This window comes from Vibrio sp. THAF64, from assembly GCF_009363455.1.
GTDB classification, from domain to species: Bacteria; Pseudomonadota; Gammaproteobacteria; order Enterobacterales; family Vibrionaceae; genus Vibrio; species Vibrio coralliilyticus.
Map to the genome: position 1 here is coordinate 129041 of NZ_CP045356.1, position 23573 is coordinate 152613.

The window sequence follows — 23573 nt, forward strand, 5'->3', positions numbered from 1 at the left end:
TATATAAAACTATAAATAGTGATATGGCGCCAAAAGGCGTGTGCAGGAGAGTGAGTGTTTAAAAGTGTGAAGAAATCGGTGACGAGTACGATTGCGAAAGCGATGGTGCTCATTTTGTCGTTATCGATAGCAACAACTAGCTTTGCGATCATTACCTTAGCGTCGAGTTTAAATGACGCGGAAGCGGTGAACGTTGCAGGTTCGATGCGCATGCAAAGCTACCGGCTAGCGCACGACATTCAGATCATGTCAGTCGACTATGCGGCGCATATAGAGATGTTTGAGCGCTCGATCTACTCACCTTCCATGAAAGCGCTTCAAAGCTGGACAGTTCCTGAAGACATAACGCACGACTATTACCGTTTGATTATCCGATGGCATGAACTCAAGGAAGTACTCGGTAGTCATGACAGAGAACGCTATCTCATTCTTGTAGCAGGTTTTGTTAATCAAATAGACGCCTTTGTGTTTAAACTGCAAAGCTTCTCTGAACAAAAGTTGATCAAGCTGGCTTGGGCTGGCGGTATGGGCTTAGGTGGGATACTGATTGTCAGCATTTTTGTCGTTCATTACATCCGCAAGCAAATCGTTAAGCCTCTTAATGCCCTGGTGACGGCAAGCGAGCAGATACAGTCTCGCTCATTTGATGTATCTCTCAATGTCTCCAGCGATAACGAAATGGGTATTCTGACCCGTACTTTTAATAATATGGCTGCGGATCTCGGTAAGCTTTACCGTGGTCTTGAGCACGCAGTCAATGAGAAAACCCAGAAACTTCAACATGCGAATGATTCCCTTCAGGTTCTTTATAACTCTTCTCAGGAGTTAACCGCATCAAGGATCACCCAAGAAAATTTTGAAGCGATACTTCAGCACCTTGCTAGTCTTGAAGGTATAAGGGCAGTCAGATTAGAGATAAGAGAAAAAGGTGAGAAAACCCTGACTCTCACTGAAGGTGAGGAATGTTCAGGCTGTGATTCAGACTGCCAGCGGAAAACATTATCCCTTGATGGCCAAGAGCTTGGCACCTTGTATTGGAAGGTCGTTCTTCCGTGTCCTGATCCTGCGTTGATTGATAACTTTGTCCAGATAATTTCTCGCGCTATTTACTATAATCAAGCCCAGAGACAAGCTGAACAATTATTGCTGATGGAAGAAAGGGCGACGATAGCGCGTGAACTGCATGATTCACTGGCTCAAGCACTGTCGTATCTAAAAATTCAGGTTTCTCTGTTAAAGCGTGGTATGAGCAAATTGCCAGCGTCTGAACAACTGGAAAAAACTCAGCCGATCTTGTTGGAACTCGATACTGGGCTTTCTTCCGCGTACACTCAGCTCAGAGAGCTGTTGACGACGTTCCGGCTGACAATCAGAGAGGGTAGCTTCGGCAACGCTTTGCAAGAGATGACAGAGCAACTGGGAGAACAAACGGAATCAAATATCGTCCTGATTAACGAACTGTCATCAATTGAATTAGATGCAAACCAACAAGTGCACTTGTTGCAATTAATCCGTGAAGCAACCATCAATGCAATTAAGCATGCGCAAGCTTCAACGATAGAAATTAGATGCTGCGAGAGCGACACCGCCGTTACCGTGTCAGTGAAAGATAATGGTGTGGGTTTTGACAAGGGTGTTGAAAAAGTAAACCACTATGGTTTGAACATTATGCAGGAGCGAGCTTCGCGTCTGAATGGCCAGTTACAAGTGATAACTGCTTTACATTCTGGCTGTGAAATTTTATTAGAATATCCAAAGATTAAGGAACATAACATTGACAGAGTGTAGAGTATTGCTGGTGGATGACCATCCACTAATGAGAAGAGGTATTAATCAGCTATTAAGCTTTGAAGATGAGTTCACTGTAGTCGCTGAATCCAGCAATGGTACGGATGCAGTCGCACAAAACCACGAACATAAGCCTGACTTAATCTTACTGGATCTCAATATGAAAGGCATGTCCGGGCTAGATACTCTCAATGCTCTGCGCGCTGACGAGTGTGACGCTACCATTGTTATCCTGACAGTCTCTGATAGCCCTGGTGATATTGAAGCTATCGTCAAGGCGGGCGCGGATGGTTACCTGCTCAAGGACACTGAGCCTGATGAGTTGGTCGAGCTGTTGAAATCATCGTTACAAGGTAACAAAGCGTATAGCAAAGAAGTCGCTAAATACTTGGCTGAAAGAGAAAACATAAGTGATGTGTTTGACGACCTTACCGATCGCGAAATGCAGATTTTGAGAGAGGTCGCGAAGGGCTATCGGAACAAACAAATCGCGGATAGCTTGTTCATCTCAGAGTCTACAGTGAAGGTTCACATGAAGAGCTTGCTAAAAAAACTTAAGGTTCCATCGCGTACCGCTGCAACTGTTTTGTATCTTGAGCGTTACGGCGAAATAAAATAATTGGTTTTAGAAAGTATCAAAAAAGGCGCTCAACGAGCGCCCTTACTATTTTTGTCTAGGTTATGCTGACATTGGAACTAAGACTAACGTTCCTAAAATAACCGTGATTAAGCCACATAGAACGGGTACTGACGTACGTTTTACCACTTCAAATGGGCTGATCTTACCCATACCTGATGTCGCAACTACCACACCAGACACTGGTGAAACAGTGCGGCCCAAGTTTGAAGCCTGAAGCATCGGAATGATCAAAAAGGCCGGGTTTAACCCCATTTTTGCCGCTAGAGCAGGTGCCAGCTCTACAAACGCATAGAAAGGCGCGTTACCCGAACCGGTCGCGATCGCTGCCGCAACGGTTAAACCAGTCAGTATAAGCATGAGCGCAATACCACCAGCCCCCGCTGTTTCAGCAAGATGAAGTAGGTTATCAATTGCTCCAATAGACATCAGACCTTGGGCGAATACACCAGCCGCAACTAACAGCATTACCACGCCCTTAAATGCATCTGCCATACCCTGATAGCAAGACTCTAAGTCCTCTAGCGTCTCCTTGCCTTTGAATCGTTTAGTGACAAAGTCGACAAGTGCACCAATGAAAATCGACAAAACAACAATGGTATAGATGTCCAGTTTTAGGCCTGGAATGGTGCGTCCATTGAACAGAAAAACGCCGATGATAGGTAGGAACGGCAATACAGCGTAATACGCCGGGGAATTAACTTCGATTTCAGAAACGTCAACGCGTTCCATTGGTGAGTTATCTTTCTTATCCAGATATTTGTTCCAAAAGAAAGCTGCTGCCGCCATGACGATAATGGCGCAAATAGACACTGGTAGAACGGTTTGAACGGCAAACACATCCAAATCCAATCCTGACTTTTCTGCAGCAATAACTACATCGCCCGAAGTTGGGGAAAGAATGATCGCGGCTGGTGACGCACACACCGCTACTGCTGCTGGGCGTGAGATACCCATTGCCGCCATCATAGGGAATAGAGTTGCCATCAACAGAACGCCCAAACCAGTGGCAGAACTTACTGCTAGTGACATGAGACACGCAACGATATAAGCCGCAACCAGCAGAACGTAAGGTGATTTGATGACAGAAAGAGGCTTAGAAAATTGTTTAACAACGACGTTATTAGCACCGATATGTGTCATGTAAGACGCAAAACCACAAAGCAACATGATTTGCATACCCAAACCGCCACCACGATATTGGAGCATGTATTTCACGTACTCCAGGGCATCTGTAAACATATTGCCAGTCGAGGTTATTTTTGATGGTAGAACCGTGTGGCCAATGAGGCCTGTAAGAATAAGTAGTAAAACACCTGCTGTTAAAAGTACACCCGCAGGTTTGTAACCTTTAACAATGAAATAGCCGACCGCCACAGTGACGACTAACCCAATGAAGAGCTCCAGCATAGATATCACCTTAAGATATGAAAATTATATAAAAACTGTTTCAAACTATGACAAGGAATGTACATAAAACTATGCTGTAGCACGAGTGCTAGTTAAACTTCTGATGATCTAGAACAATAAATGGATTGACTCATTAATATTGGCGAATAATGTTGTAATGGATTGGTGTTTTAGATGTTATTAATAGTTTGAAAGACATATGAGGATGTTTAAAAATGATAAAAATATCAAATAATGGGCTTAAATAAGCGCGTAGCAATGCCAATAAAAGCACTCAGTTGTACTTGGCACCAGAGAGGAGGCACAAACTATTTCATTCTACTTATGTGAGATAAATTGCTTCTAACAACGCAAACACCTAATGCAATCTCCCAGACTTTAATATCTTGCAAAGTAAGGAGCTATCCGTCCTATCTTTCGTCAAAGAAATCTTTGTTACGAATATATTTGGTCATTAAGTGGTATGAAAACGGGCGAATTAGCCAGGATCCGATGGATCGGCCCAGTCGCATCAAAGTCGGTGTGTTCTCATAAATACGACCATTATAGAGCCAAAGCACCTTGCCGACATGCCAGTAAAACAAAGGTAAAGGAGGGAGAAAAGTCACAATATCGAGATCGCAGCAAATACGATACGTTTTATGACTGAGCTTATAGTGACTTTTAAATCCATACCCACCAATAGATGGTTGACCAAAGGTGACGACGCGTTTGATGGATTTTGGAAACTGTTTCTCAAACGCATCCGCAAGCACACATCCTATCGCTCCTCCTGAAGAATGACCGGTAAAGGTTAGACGTTTTCCCTGCTCAATGAGCGGGACTAGGACAGAAGAGAGTTGCTCATAAACGCTAGCACCAAGCTTGTCATTCTTATGCAGTGGGAGACTCTCTTGAAATATCAGGTAGTGGTAGCCCGCGTGAATGGCGTAGTTGAGATTAAGTTGCTTGCACCTTCGTTTCCACAACGCAAGGTTGAGTATCCAGTCCCAAGGATTGTGGGAACCTTTGATAACCACAATGACTTCTTCGCTGTCGTTGGACCAGAGCACGCGCATCATAGGTTTTCCAAATCGATTGGCAATAACGCGTTGTCCGTTAGGTGCAAAACCATATCGTGTCTGTTTGAGGACTCTAGAGTACGCCAGATTGCATAAAACGGCGTAACGTTCATATTGATAACGTTTTAGTTTCTTCACACTTAGCTCACGCACCGAATCATTGTTTGAGTATGGTCGAAGAACGTGAAATTGCGATGACACTACAATCAGTGCCAGTGAGTGAGGTTGGTTAGCTCAACTGCACGACAGAGTAGAGCTGAATATACTTGCGAACCAACTGCTGATCCGTTGAACGTCTAAGAGGGTGGGTGAACTTAACAAAATAGGGGCTTAAGCCAAAGTGGTGCTCTAACGAACAAGCGAGTTGCGACTCGCTTTCATATAAGCTGATCCCTTGTAACTTATATTGGTCTATTTCATCAGGTAATTGCCCAGTCCACCAATGTAGTAACTCTCGGCTCTGCTTATTTCGAGAAATCCAATGATCGCTGATTAATAACAAAAGATCATTGGGCTGAATAGCGAAAGCGTATTCTTCTTGCCAGTTTGTTACGGCTTTAAATAATTTCTGCCGACAATTGCTTCCTGCACTCAATAAATGTGAAGAAAGTATCCAAACCGTGCCAGCGTCAGATGTCACTCTATAGTGATGAGGTTGTTCCGTATTTGAGTGAGATTCTAGCGCTACGTATTCGCAGTGGTGGCCGAATTCGGTCAACGTTCGGGATAGACGTCGAGAAAATGCCAAGCTCAGATGGTGCTCACTCATTCCTTTGTTGTGAATTGTCGGATAATGTTTTTCACACAGCTTCATACAGTCTGCCTGAAATTCATTCACACTCTGAATTAGCACATCTAATAGCAAGACTTCTCTCCACAAGTCGATATTTACACAATGAAGATTAGCATGTGAAAGTATTATTTAGTTACACTTAGTCCGAAAAATATTGAGTATGGTTAAGGGTTTATGTCCAAGATTGAATTTACATCACAACAAAAACAAGCGATGTCATCTGCTTTATTGCGATATTTGGAAGATGAGCTAAATATAGAAATTGGTCAGTTTGATGCGGAATTTATGATGGACTTCATAATAGAAGCATTTGGTCCTGCATTCTATAACAAGGGGCTAGCCGATGCACAGACGGTTATGCAGCGAAAGATGATGGATATTGCTGACGAGATTTATGAGATTGAACAAGTCAGTGAGTATTAAGTTATTAAAGGTGATGAAAAAGTTCCTTCAAAAATTTTGAATGACTTAATCAAATTCACTCCGTTTCCCGAATGTAAAGAATGGTAAATAATCTGTTATAGAAATAGGGGAGACGATAGTCTCGTTGAAAAAGAGAAGTATTCAACATTTGGAATTAGCGCAATGAGATCAGAAGTAAAGAATTACAACCCTGTAGCGCGGGGAATCCATTGGATATCAGCAATTGTCATTATCGGCATGTTTGCTGTGGGGCTATGGATGGTTGACCTGACTTATTACAGTGAATGGTATAAAACCGCTCCGCATTGGCACAAATCAGTGGGTATCTTACTTGCTGCTCTGACGCTATTTCGCTTTGTTTGGAAGCACACAACACCTTCTCCAAAAGTTGAAGGTAAAGCGTATGAAATTCTCGGCGCAAAGTTAGTTCACTTAGCTATGTACCTTGTTTTGATTGTACTTTTTGCTTCCGGTTACCTTATTTCTACCGAAGATGGCAGAGGTATTGACGTCTTCAACTGGTTTACTGTTCCTGGGCTTGGCGCTTTATTTGAGAATCAAGCTGATCTTTCTGGTGAGATTCACTTTTACGCCGCCTGGGCACTTATTTTAATGGCAGCCGTTCATGCTTTGGCTGCGATCAAACATCACGTGATTAACAAAGACAACACGCTACGCAAGATGATAGGAGCTTCGAAATGAAAAAAACGTTATTTGCTACCGGACTAGCTATGGCAATGGCATTGCCATTTGGTGCAAGCGCAGCGGACTACGTAATTGACAACAAAGGTGCTCACGCATCTGTTAACTTCAAAGTAAGTCACTTAGGCTACAGTTTTATCAAAGGTCGTTTTAACACATTTGAAGGTGACTTTTCTTACGACCCTGCAAACATTAGTGCATCTAAAGTAGAAGTAACAATTGATACTACGAGCTTGGACTCAAACCACGCTGAGCGTGATAAGCATATCCGCAGCGGAGACTTTATTAACGCGTCGAAGTACTCTACTGCAACATTCACAAGCACAAGTGTTGTCGATAAAGGAAACGGCAAACTTGAAGTCAACGGTGACTTAAACCTACACGGTGTTACTAAGCCGATTACTATTGATGCTGAGTTCATTGGTGCTGGTCAAGACCCTTGGGGTGGTGAGCGCGCTGGTTTCTTAGGTTCTACTCGCCTTGAGCTTGCAGACTTCAATATTCCAGTTATGGGTGCATCTAGCTACGTTGATATGGAACTTCATGTAGAAGGTATTAAGAAGTAATCCATTTACTGCTTGACAACAAAAGAGCCCCCAACTTGCGTCGGGGGCTTTTTGATCAAGCGACTTATTTCCTGACCAAAATGCGCTAGGCTGATTCAAGCTGTGTGCTGTTGTCTACTATAGTTACCCTGTTACCATAAATAGTGCGTAACGCCTTCAATACATCTTCTCTTGTTACGACTCCTACGAACTTTCCATTGTTAAGAATCGGTAATACATGAGGTTTGTGAACCTTGATGCTTTTCGCTCGTTCCTCAAGTGAGAGTGATGTAAACGTTGTCGCTATTCCAATGCTGGATGTTGGGTATAGTTGCTCTTTGTCGATACAAAGATACTCTGCGACATCAATTAACTTGTCGTTCACGCTGATAGCGATGACATCTCTCGACATCAAGTCCACGACTTTTTGACCTTCAACCGGGATATAGTCCTGACACCATAAATCGACCATGACATCGTGAACGGAAAAGAAGCCGATCAAGCGTTCTTCTGCATCAACAACTGGTGCACTCACCACATGATTATCTAGCAAAGTGTCAATGGCCGCGGGAGTGCTCATTTCAGGCGTTAAAGTGATCGGATCATTGTTCATAATGTCTTTAACGAATAATAGATTGTTCATGTTGGTTTCCTTAGCTGACGTAATGTTAGTGCTTGTAGTAATGCTGGAAATGGATGCCGCTTTGAGTTTTGGTCTACGGTAGATACTCCAATTGGCAAGCCCGACTAATACTGCACCGCCGACAATATTGCCCAAGGTTACTGGGATGAGGTTTGCAGTAATAAATTGATAAATGTTGAGATCACTGTATTGAGTCGATGTCGCGCCTACTTGACTCCAAAAGGCCTCAGGTGCGAAGTTTTGAATAACGAGACCAAGCGGTACCATAAACATGTTTGCGACGCAGTGTTCGAACCCACTGGACACAAACATCGCTACGGGCATGATGGTCATCACCGCCTTAGTCATAGCATTGGCACTACTGAATGTGAGCCAGATAGCGAGGCACACTAATAAGTTACATAGCACGCCGAGTGAGAAAGCTTCGACTGTTGAGTGGTGCAATTTATGTTGAGCAATGTTGAGAGCGTTTAGCCCCCATTGACCATGGTCCATTTGGTATAAGCCCGCAGCGGATACGATCAGCAGAAGTAACATTGCCCCGACAAAGTTGCCGATATACACCTTGCCCCAAATGGATAGCATTTTACTGAAACTGATTTGCTTGTTCGCCCATGAAATGCTGGACAGAACAGAGCTGGTAAAGAGCTCGCCACCACAGATAACGATGAGAATCAGCCCCATGCTGAACGCTAATCCTCCTGCGAGTCTACTTAGCCCCCAGCCAGATTCCGTATTGCCTGTAGTGACAGTAATGTAGAACAGAAAAGCCAGCCCAATAAAGGCTCCAGCCATTACTGCTAATCCCAAAGTCATACCGCTGGTTTTATTGGCTTTACTGAGTGCGAATTTTTCCGCCTCTGCCATCATCTCACTGGGTGAGAAGTAGAGATTATTCGTCTGAGCTTGTTGTGTCATCGTCGCCCCCGAATTTATTAGTCATGATTACCTCCTGTTATTGCAGTGAAAATGTCTCACTGCCCATTCAGGTTATGGTGTCCAGGAATACACGTAAAATTGATAATATTTAAAAACCTTATCAAAATTGTTGATATGGACTGAGAGCAACGTAAAATGAAACAACTTGCTTATTTATAAGCGTTTTTAGTCGTTGTTATTCTCTAAGCAAAGGATTGAAGCTTAATGAGATATTCTCTTAAACAACTTGCCGTATTTGATGCAGTTGCAGATATGGGGAGTGTTAGTATGGCCGCAGATAAGCTGGCATTAACGCAGTCGGCAACCAGTATGTCACTGGCTCAGCTTGAAAAAATGCTAGGGCGACCACTGTTCGAACGCCAAGGTAAGCAGATGGCGTTAACGCATTGGGGGATGTGGTTAAGGCCAAAAGCCAAGCGGTTGTTACAGGATGCACAACAAATAGAGATGGGCTTTTACGAACAGCATCTATTGAGTGGCCACATCAAACTCGGTGCAAGTCAAACACCTGCGGAACATTTGGTTCCAGACCTCATCAGTATTATTGATAACTCATTTCCTGAGATGCGGATCTCTCTTAAAGTCAAAAGTACCGATAGCGTGATGCAAGGCGTCTTAGACTACAAATATGATCTGGGTATCATTGAAGGGCGTTGCGATGATAACCGGCTTCATCAGGAAGTCTGGTGTCGTGACCATTTAACCGTTGTTGCCGCCGCGCATCATCCTTTCGCAAGGCATGAAACAGTGAGCCTTGCACAGCTAGAGCAGGCAAGGTGGGTTTTGAGAGAGCACGGTAGTGGTACTCGCAAGATTTTTGATAGCTCCATTCACCATTTAATTGAGGATTTAGACGTTTGGCGTGAATACGAGCACGTCCCCGTATTGCGTAGTATGGTGGAACATGGCCAGTACCTGACATGTTTACCGTATCTTGACGTTGAACGTTTTATTGAGAACGGGCAGTTGGTCGCGCTCAACGTCCCTGAACTGAGTATGGAGCGGACATTATCGTTTATATGGCGGGCTGACATGGTGGAAAACCCCCTCGTTGAGTGTATTAAACGAGAGGGATTGAGAATGATGAAAGGTAAGCCTTCGGTACTTTAATATTTTCAATATCTGTTGAAATAACGTTTGCGTCACAAAATATTGTTAATATTTCATTTTGTTGCTTATTCATTGTGATCAAGATCGTTTTGTTTCTTTTACTTAACCCTTAACATGCCGTCTTGTACTTTTGATGTGTGTATAAGCACACTTAGCGAGGCGGTATGAGCACACTTGTCGCGATTTCATTAACTACGGGAATTCTTTCAGGTCTATGGGGGTGGATTGCCATCTCATTAGGCTTATTGTCATGGGCTGGCTTCTTAGGTTGCACCAGCTATTTTGCGTCTCCAACCAGCGGCCTTAAAGGTCTGGCTGAAAGCTTAGTCACCAACATGACAGGAGTATTTTGGGCGATGGTGATCATCCACGCTTCTCAATACGCTTCATTAGAAATTCTGGGTTATGTGATCACTGCTATCGTGGCATTTATGATGTGTATTCAGGCTAAGCAAAACTGGCTTGGGTATATACCGGGTACTTTTATTGGTTCTTGCGCGACTTTCGCAGCAGATGGTAACTGGCAGCTTGTTGTACCTTCGTTGATCTTAGGTGGCGTGTTTGGTTACTTGATGAAAGCAAGCGGCTTATGGCTGCATCAGAAGTCATCTCAAACACAATCTACCAGCGAGTTACCGACTCGTTCGTGATTGTGAACCCCCGATTGATTAGTATCGTTTGATGTTTGATACGTGGCCTTGGTTACATAAGATAACCAAGGCCGCTTTTTTATGTGTTGCCGTTAGCCATTGTTACTACGCGCTTTAACGTCCATCTAAGCAGTATTGGTATGCAATCCATTCCTCTGTCTTCACAATGAGAAACAATCGCCAATGCCAAGTCAGGTTTAGCGAATTTCTTGAGTACTCTGGTCACCACTTTCTTTGCCGGAATCGGGTGGTCTAGTGGTATACGAACCATGTCTTTAAAGAAGGGTTCGAAACCGTTGTTATAGAGGTAATGTTCAATATCTCGATCTGGTAACTCGGTAAGACGATGACGCTCCTGATCATTCCCTAGCTGAGCACGAACGGCTGCCGCGTACTTTTTACCTGCGGCATCACCATCAGTTACTACATGCCAATCGATGCCAAATGCTTTGGCGATCTTAACCAGTGACTTCAATCCTGATTGTGCAAACTCGATAATTTGCACGCCTTCAGCGGCTAAGTTGTATCCGCATTGGTTAGCGAGCTCATTAAAAAGCCAGACTTCCGTTTCACCTTCAACCAATAGCCAGCATCGAGCAAACAATGCTCCAGAGCGGTGGAAGCGGATATGAAATCCGATTCGTCTCAGTTCGTCTTTACTAAATCCCTGCGCAGGAAGGTATGTCGTGATGGTTCGATCTGATTGCCGGACTAAACGACGAATACTGTTAAGTGGCACCTGACCAAGAAGATCTCCACTATTAGTGGTGAGTATCTTTTGCATTGGGAGAAGCTGAAGTAGGCTCCAAGCACGAGCAAGGTGCGTTGGGTGTAATCGGCCTTCAGGATCTTCGAGAATAAGCAATGGTCTGGCACAGCGGCGAAGCTTGTTAGGCCCCTTAGCTTGAAGGTAGGCATTGAGTAAGCCCATAAACAGAAGTCGAGTCTGTTTACTTTTCGTTTCCTCTACAACTTGGGAGATGCTTTTGTTGTTTGGGGAGCCACTGAAAAAGATACCATCTCTTTGCTTACGAAGGTTCTTGCGCGCATTGGACTTAAATGAAAAGTAGTGATCAACCAATACATTCATAGAGCTCAGGCTACTTTTCATTTCGCCTTTGTTTACATGCCCAGGAATCGCCATCAAGCGTCGGCAGGTATTGTTGATTCGTTTCTCGATGCGGTCATTGGTATCACCCAAACTACCGATTGGGCGCTCAAAGCGACGTGAGTCTTTAAGGCGAATGACAGGATGAAGTGTCATGAGCTCCTGCGCTAACTTTTCTGAATGATGTAAGGGAAGTGGGTTACCTTCACGATCGAGAAAAGCGTATCGTGTGGTGACATCATAGCCGTCACGGCTGGCGCTTAAGCGATAAATGATCTTATTAGTGCCTTGGTCATCTTGAATCCAGACCGGTTTGATTTTGCGATAACGCCCGGAGTTTATTTCGTTCTTATCGTTAGAAATCAGGCTAATTACAATTTGTAGGTGCTGAGTTTGAGGGTGTGCAATCGAGTAGTCGACATGAAAGTCAGTCATCTCAAATTGATAAGGTACGCCTTCAGGAGGCAAGGCGACCGATAGGGCATCTAACAGCGAAGATTTGCCCCAGGTGTTTTCACCAATTAGGGTCGTGAGCTCGTCAAAAGCGATGGATAGCCGTTTGATCCCACGAAAGCCGGAAATTTCAATCCGCTCTAGCAGCATGAAGTGACTCCGTTTGAGCTATTGTTACCTAAAGCATAATAGAAAAACCTCTAATAAGCAGAAGCTTACCTCACAAAGTTTGTGCTTGCTCGGTGTAATCTACTATCAACAACAAGAGATCTTGCTCACCTTAGTCAATGTATATAGAACGGCGTATACAATAAAAGTGTGAAAGTTAATGAATTTGTCATAAAGGATGGGATACGATGTAGCCGAATATGAGAGAAGAAAATATGAAATATAAAAACAATAAAGCGGCTAAGATTAGGCTTGCGCACATAAACGATACCCATTCTTATTTTGAACCAACGTCGCTACAGCTTACGATTAATGTAGAAGGCGAAACCCTTACTCCGTATGTGAGTGCCGGGGGCTTTGCGCGTATAGCGACACGTAAAAAACAGCTCGAAGAATCACTATCTGACAATCGCCAAATGGTGTTCCTCCACGCAGGAGATTGTTTTCAGGGAACTTTATATTTCTCCCTGTTTAAGGGGGAAGCGAATGCGACCATGCTCAATGCGCTCAATATAGATGCGATGGCCTTAGGTAACCATGAATTGGATATGGGTAACCTGCCTGTTGCGAAATTTGTAGAGCAAATTGAATTCCCTTTGCTTGCCGGCAACTGGGATCTATCGAATGAAAGTCAGGATAAAGAACTGACTTTAAGAGGTAAGCCGCGTGTCCATTCTTATGTCCCTGATACTCAGTCGGCTCAGTGGATAGTAAAAGAGGTAGACGGTGAACCCATTGCTATTTTTTCCTTGGCACTGGATAAAATGGCAGATATTTCCAACCCAGACTTAGATACGCCGTTCGTAAATGCGATAGAAACAGCAACTCGCACGGTAGAGCAGATTCGAAGCCAAGGTATCAACAAAATCATTCTATTGAGCCACATGGGCTACGATGCTGATCTAGATATGGCGGAAAAAGTGGATGGAATCAGCGTCATTGTTGGTGGTCATAGTCACCGTTTACAAGGTGATTTCAGTGATCTCGGACTTAAAAAAGATGACGATTACGGCATCAAAATCAATGGGACTCATGTTGTACAGGCGGGATACCACGCGTTAAGCATGGGCCATTGTGACATCGATTTTAACGAGCAAGGTGAGATCGTTAAGTTCAATGGAAAGAATGAGCTCTTGCTAGGCCGAAGGGTGTTCCTAGATGCTAGTATGAGTGAAACAACTAATGAGCTGCCTTATCACACCGCTCGTGAGTTTATTGATAACCACCCGAACGTTTTAGTGTGTAAGAAAGACAAAGAAGTACAGACTTTACTCAACGAAAAGTATGTTTCTCGCGTTAGAACGCTACAACGTAACGTAATCGCGCACGCTAACAAGCCACTGAGGCATGTCCGAATCCCTGATGAGGTAGGAGCCAGTGAGTTAGCGCCATTAGTAGCGGAATCTTTTGTTCACTCTATGAAAAAGCTTGGTCACAATGCTGAGTTTGCTATTCATAACGCTGGTGGTGTTCGAAACTCACTCAATGTCGGAAATGTTTCCGTTGCTGATATTGCAGGAAAACTATTGCCGTTTGCCGTGCCGATTGGTGTTTATCAACTCAAAGGGAAGGACATTGCCGCTGCACTCGAAGGGGCAATCAACAATGCCACTAATAATGGCGTAGTAGGGACAGGCGATGGTTCCTATCCATATACATTTAATTTGAACTTTGAATACGCGCCTGAAGCGCCAATCGGTAGCCGGATCCTTGGTCTGGAAATCTTTAATTCCGATGCCGGTTGGAAAAAAGTCGATGATGAAAAGTACTATGTTGGGACGTCGTCAGCCTATACCATGAAAGGGAAAGAAGGGTATGAGGCGATGCTGAACATGCTAGATGAAGGCGTTGTTACAACGACATCCATGGCCGACTGTTTTATCGAGTTGCTGACAGACTTGCCCGATACTTTGAATAGACCACAGCAGTGCGTGCAAACGTGGTGGCATAAAGGTTGCTAATTTATTCCCCGAGTTAATTGAGTAAATGAATATTACTCTGGGGGAATCTATGTGGAGTAGAGACTGGATCGACGTTGCCGTCGTGATTAGCTGGGTAGGCGTTTGGTCTGCACTGGTATACTTTATCCCTGTCGGGGGAGTATAACCTGGCGGTAAATTTTCCGCTTAATGTAAAAAAGGAGCCAAGTCGGCTCCTTTTTTGATTTTAGCTATAGACGTTTTCCATACGCAAGAATACAATCCGATCTGTTTGGGGAGTAGTCGCCTCTAGTTTACTTATCGTCATCTCGTTAGACTCAGTTCTATCCGGTAAGTATAAATGTTGTCGTCTTTACGCGGCGCACATTTCGACGAGACCAACGCAATCAAGTTACCAATGTAATTACACATTGGATTGGTTTGTTTGCGGTGGGATCGTCAAAGAACTATTCAGATCCCTCCGCTCAGGAGGAACAATGACCCTATCTATTTATCTCGGTTTTGGTTTGCTAACGCTGTCTATGGTGGCTTTAGATATATGGCAAACCCGTGGCGGCAACATCACTATCAAGAAAGCGGCAGCGTGGAGCCTATTTTGGTTTTTGATCGCGTTCATCTTCGCTGCCAGCATTTATTTCTTTTGGGATATCTATGCCCCAGCAAGCAATTACAGCGCTGAAAAAGCGACCATATCATTCATAACCGGCTATCTGCTAGAAAAGTCACTGAGCGTTGATAACTTGTTCGTGTTTGCCATCATCTTCCATCAGTACTTAGTGCCAGAACATTTGCGCCCACGAGCATTACTCTGGGGAGTGATTGGTGCGCTTGTCTTGCGTGCCATCATGATTGCAGTTGGTGCTCAGTTGCTTGCTCAGTACTACTGGATTCTCTATGTCTTTGCTCTGTTCCTCATCTGGACGGGTGTACAGCTGGCAAGAGACAAAGGAGAAGATGAGGTGAACCCCTTGCCTGAAAAGCTAATAAGGAAGTGGGCGAACGTAACGGATGATTTTCGTGGTAACGCACTGATGGTTGTGGAGCAGGGCAAACGAGTGTTAACACCGATGGCGATTGTGATTGGTGTGATTGCATTTATGGATGTCATGTTCGCGCTTGACTCCATTCCTGCCATCTTCGCTGTAACGCAAGAGCCGTTTCTTGTACTTGCGGCGAACGTATTCGCCTTGCTGGGCCTTCGCTCTTTGTACTTTGTCTTGCAAGGCATGATGGATAAGTTTATCTACCTTAAACCAGCATTGTCCTTCATCATGATTTTCATTGGCATTAAGATGATGCTAGTTGGGTCACCTTGGGAGATACCCACTCCGCTGTCATTAGCTGTATTACTGATTACTATGTCTATTGCAGTTGTGGCATCGGTGGTCAAACAAAAGAGATTGGTATCAGAAGTTGAAGTAAGTATCGATAAATAAACTAATTTAATCGAGACAAATTACCAGCTTGAATATGTGTAAGTTTGTAAAATATTTGTGACTTGAAGCGTGTTTCTGAGTGGTCAATAAATAGTAAATGCAATCAAAGTGGATAAATAAGCACTATATCTAGTTTTGTTTGCATTTTTTTCAAACTACCATGTTAATGGTTTGTTTTATTAGAAAAACTAATGCCAAAAAGAAAAATTTGTCATTTTTTGAACAGTAATTTATTGCTTAATATCCCCTCAACGAAACGAATTACACGATTTATAGAGAGGCAATCATGGCACAGGCAATGCACATCGGAACTATCAACGCTCCAATCTCTATGGACAAAAAAACCTACTCGGTTACTTTCAAAGGATTGATTGCACACCTACTAGATATTCTTTTCACAGACAATACACCTCGCGCTTACTACGCAAGTGACATGTCTGGTCACATCCAAAAGGATATCGGTCTATATCGTTAATAGACGTACATTTACAGACTGTTAAGCGCCAGCAGAAATGCTGGCGCTTTTTTTTTGTTTAATTTTAATGAAATAGAGTCAGCATTAGGTCGGTCATAGTCAGTAGTACATCAGAGGATCTGTCTATGAACACATTATTAGCGATATCCGTCGCCTCAACCCTCTCTAGTGGACAAATCTGGTCACACGAAGGTCAACCTGCTCAAGTTATAGAGTTATTTACGTCAGAAGGGTGTTCCAGTTGCCCACCAGCGGACAAGTATTTATCGACGTTTGAAGAAAGTGATCGACTATGGAAGGAAATTATCCCAGTGGCTTATCACGTCGACTATTGGGATTACCTTGGCTGGCAAGACGACTTTGCTAAACCTGAATACTCCCAACTTCAGCGTCTTTATCGTGCATATGATGTCGTGGGTAGCGTCTATACGCCAGGATTTATTGTTGATGGTAAAGAATGGCGCGGCTTCTTCAATTGGGTTAACCGCGAGCTACCAGCTTTAGAGCCTAGAAACGCAGAGAGACTGACACTTAGTCGCAAAGGAAATAAATTCATTCTTAACTTCGACAAATCTGGACATCTCGACGCGACGATTGTGTTTCTTGCTAACAATCAAACTACCATAGTGAAGGCCGGAGAAAACAGAGGGAAGTCACTTGAACACGATTTTATCGCTAAGGAGCGTCAGCAAAGTCGCTCCTCGACTGGAACTTGGCATTTTGAATTGACGAATGAACTGAATGACATTGATGCTGTGGTTGCATGGGTAACAAAACCAGGCAGTTTTGAGAGAATTCAGACTGTAGCGGGAAAAATTGAATAGAGATTACCCGACTTAATGTGACGCCGTCACGCTTGAAGTGTTACCACTTTTGTACTAGAAGCATATTAATGGTTTTGTTAGCAGGGCATTAATATGGGCACTTTAAGAGAGGCAATTAAATTGCCAAGTCTATTTGTACTGCTCGCATTTTTTACCAGTCAAACATATGCGAAGACGGTGACTTTTGTTACTGATGTTTGGCCTCCATATGTTTTAGATGCATCAAAAGGAGAAGGTAAAGGTTTTTTTGTCGATCTCGTTATTGAAATGTGCCAAAGCGAGGAGACGAACATTGAAGTAGCGTATGTTCCTTGGTTAAGGGCTGAAACTATGGTGAAACATGGCTCTGCTTTCGCCGCCTTCCCTTATGCTGTCACAAAAACGAGAAAGGAATTTGCTGACTTTTCTGTTTCAATAACCCAATCGGCAAACCCGCCTAGAATATTTTACTATCGACCACTTGTACCCAAGGCTGACTCTGTCAGTCTTGGAGAACTTATGTCCTACCGTATCGGAACTTATCTCGGTTATTACATTAAAGAAAAATTTGATGAGCAGGGGCACGAGTATGTGCTAGCCCAAACAGAAGAAAAAGCGTTTCAAATGCTACAAAAAGGCCGAATTGATTATCTCCCAGCTGATCCAGAATCTGGTTGGAAATGGATTGCTAAACTGTTTCCAGATTCACAGCATCTCTTCGGTATCTTACCCGACCCATTTCCCGGAACTTCACTTCATCTCATGGTTTCCCGCTCTTTTCCCAATGCACAGGAGATTCTTAATCAATGTGAGCGAGGTTTTGAAAAAATGAGAGAGTCTGGGAAGTATTTTGAAATGCTTAAGAGTGAAGGAAAACTCAAATATGCGATACCGGGCGACAAGTGACCTTGTATTACGAAAAGCTCTTAACAATCAAAAGCTATAATTAGAGGATTGTGGTTATGGTTACAGGGCTGGTCTATGACAAATGATTCAGAATTATGGCTTTTGCGAAGTATAAAAATATTACCGGTGACACTCACCATGACGGTAATGTTAGCCATAACTTTGATTTTTGTCGGAGAGGAGCAAAGAAAAATTGATGCGTTGTTGGACGGCTTTCGACAAGACTTTATAGAGAGCCAGCGCGATCAATCAAAACGCCAATTGCAAAATATCCATCAACATTTGCTTTTCGAAGCCTCTCAAGCAGTCGATGTATTAAAAGCCGATATTCGAGAGCGAATTTATGAAGCGCATGGCATCGCCAGCGGTTTGTATCGCTCTTTTCCCAATTACGCAGAAGAAGAACTTCAATCCTTAATATCTGAAGCATTGAGAGATGTGAGGTTTAATGAAGGTCGTGGCTATTTCTTTATATTTTCTATGGAAGGTACGAGCGTTATGCATGGATTGCTTCCTCATATTGAAGGAACGTCCAAAATTGACGCTAAAGACAGCAAGGGAACATTGATATTAAAAGAACATATCGATCTCATCCGACAATCAACCAATGGCGAAGCCTTTTACCAATGGTGGTATAAGAAACCCGGACAAGGTGATGTTGAGTTTGAAAAGATTGGATTTGGTAAGGAATTTGAACCTTTTGACTGGTTTATCGGGACTGGTGAGTACGTTTCTGACGTCGAGGATGAGATAAAGCTTAGGCTCCTGGAATGGCTGACAGCATTAAGATTTGGAGAAGATAACTACGTATTTGTAATGGATATGAAAGGCGTGACACTAGCGCATAAAGACCCTGACCGAATTGGAGATCCTGAGCCTGAACTCCTTGAAACAATTAGAACGGCATTAAATGGCAACTTGTCAGGATTTGTGGAATACCAAAGCCCTTATACCCCAGAGGGCATCTTCAACTCAAATAAAGTTAGTTATGTTCAGGTATTACCCGAATGGGGATGGATTATTGGAACGGGTTTTTTTACTGAGCATGTTGAACGTGTTTTGAGTCCGCAAGTGGTTAAGCTAAAACAAGCCCACTCAGAAGACCTCCTTCGCGTGATTCTTATTCTAGTTGGATTAATGTCGCTTCTTGTCACTTTGTCGTTTTGGGCCAGCAAATTGGTCAAAAGACGCTTCGATGACTATCAGCAAAGAATCGAAGAGGATATTAAGCAGCTTGAGATAAGCAGCATGCAATTGGAAAGGTTGGCCCACATCGATTCGTTGACAGGTATTCCTAACCGTAGCCGACTGGATGCGCAATTAGACAGCTGCATCGAGAAATGTAAAACAGATAAGTCGAAATACGCGGTCTTATTCGTTGATTTGGATGACTTTAAAAGGATCAATGATAAATATGGTCACCACGCTGGAGATGAGTTGCTTAAAGCTGTGAGTGCGACATTCTCGAAACTCAAACGTGATGATGAGATATTGGTTCGCTTTGGTGGAGACGAGTTTGTTTTTGGTTTTCCTATTGTTGAAGTGGAAGAAGCAAATCTCAGAGCTGAAAGGATTCAAGAGGCTATAGCCGTTCCTATTCTATTTCATGGTATTCAGTTATCCACCAGCTGCAGTATTGGTATCGCAATTTTTCCTGAGCATGGCGCCAATTCTTCCGAATTGTTATCTCACTCTGATGTTGCTCTTTACACTTCCAAAGAAAAAACAAAAGGTCAAATTCAGCTTTTCACCAAAGGAATCAACGACATATTGGAATATCAGTTTGCGCTAGAAGAGCAGTTAAGTTTTGCTTTGGCGAGAGAAGAAATCAGCGTTCATTACCAACCTAAAATTAATGCTGCTAGTGGCGAGATCATTGGAGTTGAGGCATTGTGTCGTTGGCATTCATCTGAATTTGGTTATGTTTCTCCGGATCAGTTTATAGATGTCGCTGAAAAAACTGGATTGATTATCGAGATTGGCGACTTTGTGATGAAGCAGGCCTGTAAAGATATCGTCTTGTTCAATCGATTGAATCAAAGCCAAGTTGGCGTTGCGATTAATATCTCTCCACTGCAGCTTCTTCATAAAGATTTTGAATCAAAAGCCAAAGACATTCTCAATTCAAACGAGTTGAACAATCATCTGGTTATTTTTGAAATTACAGAGAATGTTGTCATTGAAGATACGGACAGAGTCAAAAACATATTAACGAACCTGAGTGCGGAAGGGTTTGGTGTTTCTCTTGATGATTTTGGGACGGGTTATTGTTCTCTCCGTTACGTTAATGAACTTCCAATATCGGAGATCAAAATTGATCGACAGTTCATCCGCGATATCAACGATGATAACTATTTGGACAGCTTAGCTAATACCATCATAGCGATGGGGCACTCTAATCAGCTTAATGTAGTGGCAGAAGGGGTGGAGACCAAACGTCAGGCGGAGTTGCTAAATCAAATGGGCTGCCAGGTGCTTCAAGGCTACTATTTCGATAAACCCCTGACCTTCAATCAGCTATGCGATAAATACGCTCAGCGAGAGCGAGCGTAAAGGAGGCGCATAGCCTCCTAGTAATAAGTTATTGAGTTTTAATGAGCACCAATGCATCAAAGAGCGCTTTCTTATCGACGTCTGTCAAATATCTTTCGTTAATCGCTGCTTGAAATGTTGGCCAGTCACTTTGTTTAAATTCGCCGCCTTCATCTAGGTACTCCGCAATTCCCGCCGTAATCTCTTGGCCAAGCTTGATTAGTTCAGGGCGAATAACTGTCTTAAGATCTCTTGGGGTACGCGTTTCTTGTGCGGTCAATAAATCAGCTCGGTATCGGAACTGAATCGCCTTTGCTGCGGAAATCTGAGCGGCAAAAAATGCTTCAACACTTTGTTTGTCTAAGCCTTCTTTTTCTGCCGCTACGCTAGCAGACTCAATGACAACGGCGTCTCTTTTCTTATCTTCTACCGCTATACCATTGTTTGCTTTGTGCAGTGCGACGTCCTCCATGTAACTGAGGCGATGATCAATGGTTGAGAAAATATCTGTTTTTGTAGGGGCGGCGAAGACTTGAAAAGACATGACTGCGCTGGTGAGTAGGAGGGGTAAAAGTCGCATTGAAATAAGTTCCTGATGTTAAGTGTAGAGTTGTGAAAATAGCATATAAATATAGGTGCATAAATCCAGTATCCAATAGAAAGTAAAGGGCCGAGTTACGTAACCTACAAGTGTTTGAATCCACAGTATTTCATCGCTAACTACGGCGAATGTTTCTCAAATGTATTAAGCGTATAAGGCTTTGATACATTAGTGAAACAACCTATTGCATACGATTAATTATGTTGAATGGAGGTGGCGAAAAGATCGCTGTAAAAGGTAGTGCAAAGGAATTACTGTCGATGAAACATAGCAAGAGAGAACCATTAACTCATTGTTTGTACCGCAACGCGGCAACAATAAGAGCTAATCACCGTAGGGCTCCAAACTTAACGTTTATTGGGTTCGGCACTATGGGACGGGCGTTAAAGCGAGTGGGTGGAATGGCATTGATCGTTACATCATTAGCTGGGGTTGTTGGGTGTAATCAAGAAAGTGCAGAAATTCTGACTTCAAACGGGGAGTCTCAGGATCATGGTGTGAACGAAAGCGCTCCTATCGTATCAATTACGTCTGGTAAGGATACATTTGCTGCAATAATGCAGGACGGATCGGTTAAGGCTTGGGGTAACGCAAACAATGGTGGTGACCAATTTTCCGTTGATTCTCTTGCTTTAGACAATGTTGAGAACCTTGTCTCTAATGGGCGTGCTTTTGCTGCTTTGCTTGAGGATGGCTCGGTTAAAGTGTGGGGTGATGGACGCTTTGGTGGAAGTCAGGATGAAGTAAAAGCGCTTAATATCGTTAATGCAAAAGAGATAGTCAGCAATGACAAAGCGTTCGCTGCGTTAATGGAAGATGGTTCAGTACGTGTTTGGGGAGACAACAGATTTGGCGGTGATCAACAAGCCTTCTCCACGATAAATCTTCGCAATGTTAGCAAGGTCGTCAGTACAAGCGCAGCATTTGCGGCTCTTAAAACCGACGGCAGCATATCAGTTTGGGGTGACACGTTGCGAGGGGGGAACCAGTCGCAGGTCGATGCGCTTAACATCAATAATGTTTATGACGTTGTATCAACACCAGGGGCTTTTGCCGCTTTACTGCGAAATGGTTCAGTAAAAGTTTGGGGTGACCGCGAAAAAGGTGGGCATCAAGCTGATGTGAACTTGCTCGACATGGGACATGTCGTGAGTATTGTCGGTAATCACGCGGCATTTGCGGCGTTGTCAAAAGATGGAATGGTCAACGTTTGGGGGGATGACAAATATGGCGGAAACCAGCAACGATTAGATAGCTTGGAGATACGCGATGCAAAGCGCATCTTCAGCAATAGCAAGGTTTTTGGTGCCTTACTATCGGATGGAAAGGTGAAAGTGTGGGGAGATAAATTCCACGGTGGAAATCAGGAAGAAGTTAATGCACTTGGATTTGCTAAACCAAAGCAAATTAGCGCCAACCACTGGGCATTTGCCGCACTGCTAGAAAATGGTTCGGTACGTGTATGGGGAAACAACTATTACGGCGGAAATCAGCAGGAAGTTAACGCCAGAATCGGAGACGCCAAAGTACGACAAATTGTAAGTAACTCCAGCGCATTTGCGGCCCTATTGGAAGATGGCTCCGTTAGAGTATGGGGACACACTCAATATGGTGGAAAGCAAGCCGAAGTGGATGCCCTAGACATTAAGAATGCTAAACAGGTTGTCAGTAATGACCAAGCATTCGCCGCTGTGCTAAGCGATGGCTCTATTAAAGTCTGGGGTGCATCGTCGCATGGTGGGAATCAGGTTCATATCGATAGTTGGTAAACTACCCGCTTTATTCTTACTAACGCCCTTTTAATTAAGGGCGTTTTTTATGCCCAAACAGTTCATGAGACTTTCATTCCAATCAAATTGAATTTTTGCCAGCAACGAAACCAAATTGAAACATTCGTTAAAATAGTAAAAAGTATGATCTAAACTCATTAAGTCGTTTCATGCTCAGTAAGGTAACTTCTGAATACGGCTTAATGGTTGTAGATTGTTCCACTAAGTGCTTGATCCAAATGAACGATGACCTTGATTTGACGTTGAGCGCCGGCCCGCAAGTTATACTCATACGACACAAATGCCTACTTAACCTGCGATGAAAACTTTGGGACTTACATGATACCTGAAAATGAACGGTTAATTCTTCAGCAAGAAACCCTCTATTTTATTCAAGAGTTATGCGACGGAGATGTGGATGACGCGTTGGGTTTAATTGAGGAATTGTCCGTTCATGCAAACACTCTGATCAGAGACTCGGACTCAAAAAGCCATTTGGATTCTGCTATTCACAAGATTTCCGGAAGTTGTGGTGTGATGGGGTTTGATACGTTAGCAGCCACATTAAAGCGTTTACAACGTAATACCAGTAGCTCGAGTCTCATTGCAGAACAATTCAATACAATGCTGGCAACATACATTTTACTCATAAAATCAGAATATTAATAACAAGACGCGGAA

General features: G+C 43.3%; 21 protein-coding genes. 15 read left to right on the plus strand and 6 right to left on the minus strand.

What is annotated here, in order from left to right:
• The first annotated feature begins 54 nt into the window (after nucleotides 1-54).
• Both narQ and FIU99_RS17115 read left to right on the plus strand, forming a co-directional pair.
• Nucleotides 55-1788, plus strand: coding sequence for a nitrate/nitrite two-component system sensor histidine kinase NarQ (gene narQ, locus FIU99_RS17110; RefSeq protein ID WP_040121646.1), 1734 nt, complete (start codon nucleotides 55-57; stop codon nucleotides 1786-1788).
• On the plus strand, nucleotides 1775-2407 hold the full coding sequence (locus FIU99_RS17115; protein ID WP_006961041.1) for a response regulator: 633 nt from the start codon (nucleotides 1775-1777) through the stop codon (nucleotides 2405-2407). The genes narQ and FIU99_RS17115 overlap by 14 nt, the downstream gene beginning before the upstream one ends.
• A 60-nt stretch (nucleotides 2408-2467) precedes the next feature.
• Here FIU99_RS17115 and dcuC read toward each other — a convergent pair whose 3' ends face one another.
• From dcuC to FIU99_RS17130, 3 genes are all read right to left on the minus strand, one after another.
• Nucleotides 2468-3835: an anaerobic C4-dicarboxylate transporter DcuC gene (dcuC, locus tag FIU99_RS17120; protein ID WP_006961040.1), complete on the minus strand. Its 1368-nt coding sequence runs from the start codon at nucleotides 3833-3835 to the stop codon at nucleotides 2468-2470.
• Nucleotides 3836-4245: 410 nt separating this feature from the next.
• Nucleotides 4246-5034 (minus strand): lipase, encoded by a 789-nt coding sequence (locus FIU99_RS17125; RefSeq protein ID WP_031342936.1) that lies wholly within the window; start codon nucleotides 5032-5034, stop codon nucleotides 4246-4248.
• A 91-nt stretch (nucleotides 5035-5125) separates the two neighbouring features.
• A complete protein-coding gene (locus tag FIU99_RS17130; protein WP_021457134.1) occupies nucleotides 5126-5761 on the minus strand; it encodes a hypothetical protein in 636 nt (211 codons plus the stop codon).
• A gap of 102 nt (nucleotides 5762-5863) precedes the next feature.
• On the opposite strand from FIU99_RS17130, the gene FIU99_RS17135 reads away from it, so the two are divergent.
• The 3 genes from FIU99_RS17135 to FIU99_RS17145 all read left to right on the plus strand — a co-directional run bounded on the left by FIU99_RS17135 (nucleotide 5864) and on the right by FIU99_RS17145 (nucleotide 7380).
• Nucleotides 5864-6112, plus strand: a complete 249-nt coding sequence (locus FIU99_RS17135; RefSeq protein ID WP_021457133.1) for a DUF2164 domain-containing protein — start codon at nucleotides 5864-5866, stop codon at nucleotides 6110-6112.
• A 162-nt stretch (nucleotides 6113-6274) separates the two neighbouring features.
• A complete protein-coding gene (locus FIU99_RS17140; protein WP_021457132.1) occupies nucleotides 6275-6814 on the plus strand; it encodes a cytochrome b in 540 nt (179 codons plus the stop codon).
• Entirely contained in the window at nucleotides 6811-7380 is a 570-nt protein-coding gene (locus tag FIU99_RS17145; protein ID WP_152472421.1) for a YceI family protein, read from the plus strand. Before FIU99_RS17140 ends, FIU99_RS17145 begins: the two co-directional genes overlap by 4 nt.
• 85 nt (nucleotides 7381-7465) lie before the next feature.
• On the opposite strand, the gene focA is transcribed toward FIU99_RS17145, so the two are convergent.
• Entirely contained in the window at nucleotides 7466-8920 is a 1455-nt protein-coding gene (gene focA, locus FIU99_RS17150) for a formate transporter FocA (protein WP_152472422.1), read from the minus strand.
• A 225-nt stretch (nucleotides 8921-9145) separates the two neighbouring features.
• Here focA and FIU99_RS17155 point away from each other — a divergent pair, with 225 nt between their 5' ends.
• Both FIU99_RS17155 and FIU99_RS17160 read left to right on the plus strand, forming a co-directional pair.
• A complete protein-coding gene (locus tag FIU99_RS17155) occupies nucleotides 9146-10051 on the plus strand; it encodes a LysR substrate-binding domain-containing protein (protein ID WP_006961032.1) in 906 nt (301 codons plus the stop codon).
• 164 nt (nucleotides 10052-10215) lie between these two features.
• Nucleotides 10216-10701 (plus strand): DUF1097 domain-containing protein, encoded by a 486-nt coding sequence (locus tag FIU99_RS17160; RefSeq protein WP_019277010.1) that lies wholly within the window; start codon nucleotides 10216-10218, stop codon nucleotides 10699-10701.
• Between the two features lie 79 nt (nucleotides 10702-10780).
• Here FIU99_RS17160 and FIU99_RS17165 read toward each other — a convergent pair whose 3' ends face one another.
• The gene (locus FIU99_RS17165; RefSeq protein ID WP_021457128.1) at nucleotides 10781-12412 is read right to left on the minus strand and encodes an ATP-dependent endonuclease; all 1632 of its coding nucleotides are present in this window, start codon (nucleotides 12410-12412) and stop codon (nucleotides 10781-10783) included.
• A gap of 233 nt (nucleotides 12413-12645) precedes the next feature.
• On the opposite strand from FIU99_RS17165, the gene FIU99_RS17170 reads away from it, so the two are divergent.
• The 6 genes from FIU99_RS17170 to FIU99_RS17195 all read left to right on the plus strand — a co-directional run bounded on the left by FIU99_RS17170 (nucleotide 12646) and on the right by FIU99_RS17195 (nucleotide 20543).
• The gene (locus FIU99_RS17170; protein WP_152472423.1) at nucleotides 12646-14391 is read left to right on the plus strand and encodes a bifunctional UDP-sugar hydrolase/5'-nucleotidase; all 1746 of its coding nucleotides are present in this window, start codon (nucleotides 12646-12648) and stop codon (nucleotides 14389-14391) included.
• A gap of 455 nt (nucleotides 14392-14846) precedes the next feature.
• The gene (locus tag FIU99_RS17175; protein WP_152472424.1) at nucleotides 14847-15806 is read left to right on the plus strand and encodes a TerC/Alx family metal homeostasis membrane protein; all 960 of its coding nucleotides are present in this window, start codon (nucleotides 14847-14849) and stop codon (nucleotides 15804-15806) included.
• Nucleotides 15807-16092: 286 nt separating this feature from the next.
• Nucleotides 16093-16281 carry a hypothetical protein gene (locus FIU99_RS17180; RefSeq protein ID WP_006961027.1) on the plus strand — a complete coding sequence of 63 codons (189 nt, stop codon included), beginning with the start codon at nucleotides 16093-16095 and terminating at the stop codon, nucleotides 16279-16281.
• Nucleotides 16282-16406: 125 nt separating this feature from the next.
• A complete protein-coding gene (locus FIU99_RS17185) occupies nucleotides 16407-17105 on the plus strand; it encodes a DUF1223 domain-containing protein (protein ID WP_064486338.1) in 699 nt (232 codons plus the stop codon).
• A 93-nt stretch (nucleotides 17106-17198) separates the two neighbouring features.
• Nucleotides 17199-17990: an ABC transporter substrate-binding protein gene (locus FIU99_RS17190; protein ID WP_152472425.1), complete on the plus strand. Its 792-nt coding sequence runs from the start codon at nucleotides 17199-17201 to the stop codon at nucleotides 17988-17990.
• 75 nt (nucleotides 17991-18065) lie between these two features.
• Nucleotides 18066-20543: a cache domain-containing protein gene (locus FIU99_RS17195; protein WP_152472426.1), complete on the plus strand. Its 2478-nt coding sequence runs from the start codon at nucleotides 18066-18068 to the stop codon at nucleotides 20541-20543.
• Nucleotides 20544-20571: 28 nt separating this feature from the next.
• Here the strand turns inward: FIU99_RS17195 and aroQ are convergent, their stop codons facing one another.
• The gene (gene aroQ / locus FIU99_RS17200) at nucleotides 20572-21102 is read right to left on the minus strand and encodes a gamma subclass chorismate mutase AroQ (protein WP_039952102.1); all 531 of its coding nucleotides are present in this window, start codon (nucleotides 21100-21102) and stop codon (nucleotides 20572-20574) included.
• A 281-nt stretch (nucleotides 21103-21383) separates the two neighbouring features.
• Here aroQ and FIU99_RS17205 point away from each other — a divergent pair, with 281 nt between their 5' ends.
• Nucleotides 21384-22892 (plus strand): WD40 repeat domain-containing protein, encoded by a 1509-nt coding sequence (locus FIU99_RS17205; protein ID WP_006961022.1) that lies wholly within the window; start codon nucleotides 21384-21386, stop codon nucleotides 22890-22892.
• A gap of 339 nt (nucleotides 22893-23231) precedes the next feature.
• Nucleotides 23232-23558, plus strand: coding sequence for an Hpt domain-containing protein (locus FIU99_RS17210; RefSeq protein ID WP_039952100.1), 327 nt, complete (start codon nucleotides 23232-23234; stop codon nucleotides 23556-23558).
• Nucleotides 23559-23573 lie beyond the last annotated feature (15 nt).

Coding starts and splice junctions, on each gene's coding strand:
- FIU99_RS17135 (WP_021457133.1), top strand. CDS start 5,864: ATGTCCAAGATTGAATTTACATCACAACAAAAACAAGCGATGTCATCT.
- FIU99_RS17185 (WP_064486338.1), top strand. CDS start 16,407: ATGAACACATTATTAGCGATATCCGTCGCCTCAACCCTCTCTAGTGGA.
- FIU99_RS17170 (WP_152472423.1), top strand. CDS start 12,646: ATGAAATATAAAAACAATAAAGCGGCTAAGATTAGGCTTGCGCACATA.
- FIU99_RS17175 (WP_152472424.1), top strand. CDS start 14,847: ATGACCCTATCTATTTATCTCGGTTTTGGTTTGCTAACGCTGTCTATG.
- FIU99_RS17210 (WP_039952100.1), top strand. CDS start 23,232: ATGATACCTGAAAATGAACGGTTAATTCTTCAGCAAGAAACCCTCTAT.
- FIU99_RS17155 (WP_006961032.1), top strand. CDS start 9,146: ATGAGATATTCTCTTAAACAACTTGCCGTATTTGATGCAGTTGCAGAT.
- FIU99_RS17195 (WP_152472426.1), top strand. CDS start 18,066: ATGACAAATGATTCAGAATTATGGCTTTTGCGAAGTATAAAAATATTA.
- FIU99_RS17180 (WP_006961027.1), top strand. CDS start 16,093: ATGGCACAGGCAATGCACATCGGAACTATCAACGCTCCAATCTCTATG.
- FIU99_RS17205 (WP_006961022.1), top strand. CDS start 21,384: ATGAAACATAGCAAGAGAGAACCATTAACTCATTGTTTGTACCGCAAC.
- focA (WP_152472422.1), bottom strand. CDS start 8,920: ATGACACAACAAGCTCAGACGAATAATCTCTACTTCTCACCCAGTGAG.
- FIU99_RS17165 (WP_021457128.1), bottom strand. CDS start 12,412: ATGCTGCTAGAGCGGATTGAAATTTCCGGCTTTCGTGGGATCAAACGG.
- FIU99_RS17140 (WP_021457132.1), top strand. CDS start 6,275: ATGAGATCAGAAGTAAAGAATTACAACCCTGTAGCGCGGGGAATCCAT.
- FIU99_RS17160 (WP_019277010.1), top strand. CDS start 10,216: ATGAGCACACTTGTCGCGATTTCATTAACTACGGGAATTCTTTCAGGT.
- dcuC (WP_006961040.1), bottom strand. CDS start 3,835: ATGCTGGAGCTCTTCATTGGGTTAGTCGTCACTGTGGCGGTCGGCTAT.
- aroQ (WP_039952102.1), bottom strand. CDS start 21,102: ATGCGACTTTTACCCCTCCTACTCACCAGCGCAGTCATGTCTTTTCAA.
- FIU99_RS17145 (WP_152472421.1), top strand. CDS start 6,811: ATGAAAAAAACGTTATTTGCTACCGGACTAGCTATGGCAATGGCATTG.
- FIU99_RS17190 (WP_152472425.1), top strand. CDS start 17,199: ATGGGCACTTTAAGAGAGGCAATTAAATTGCCAAGTCTATTTGTACTG.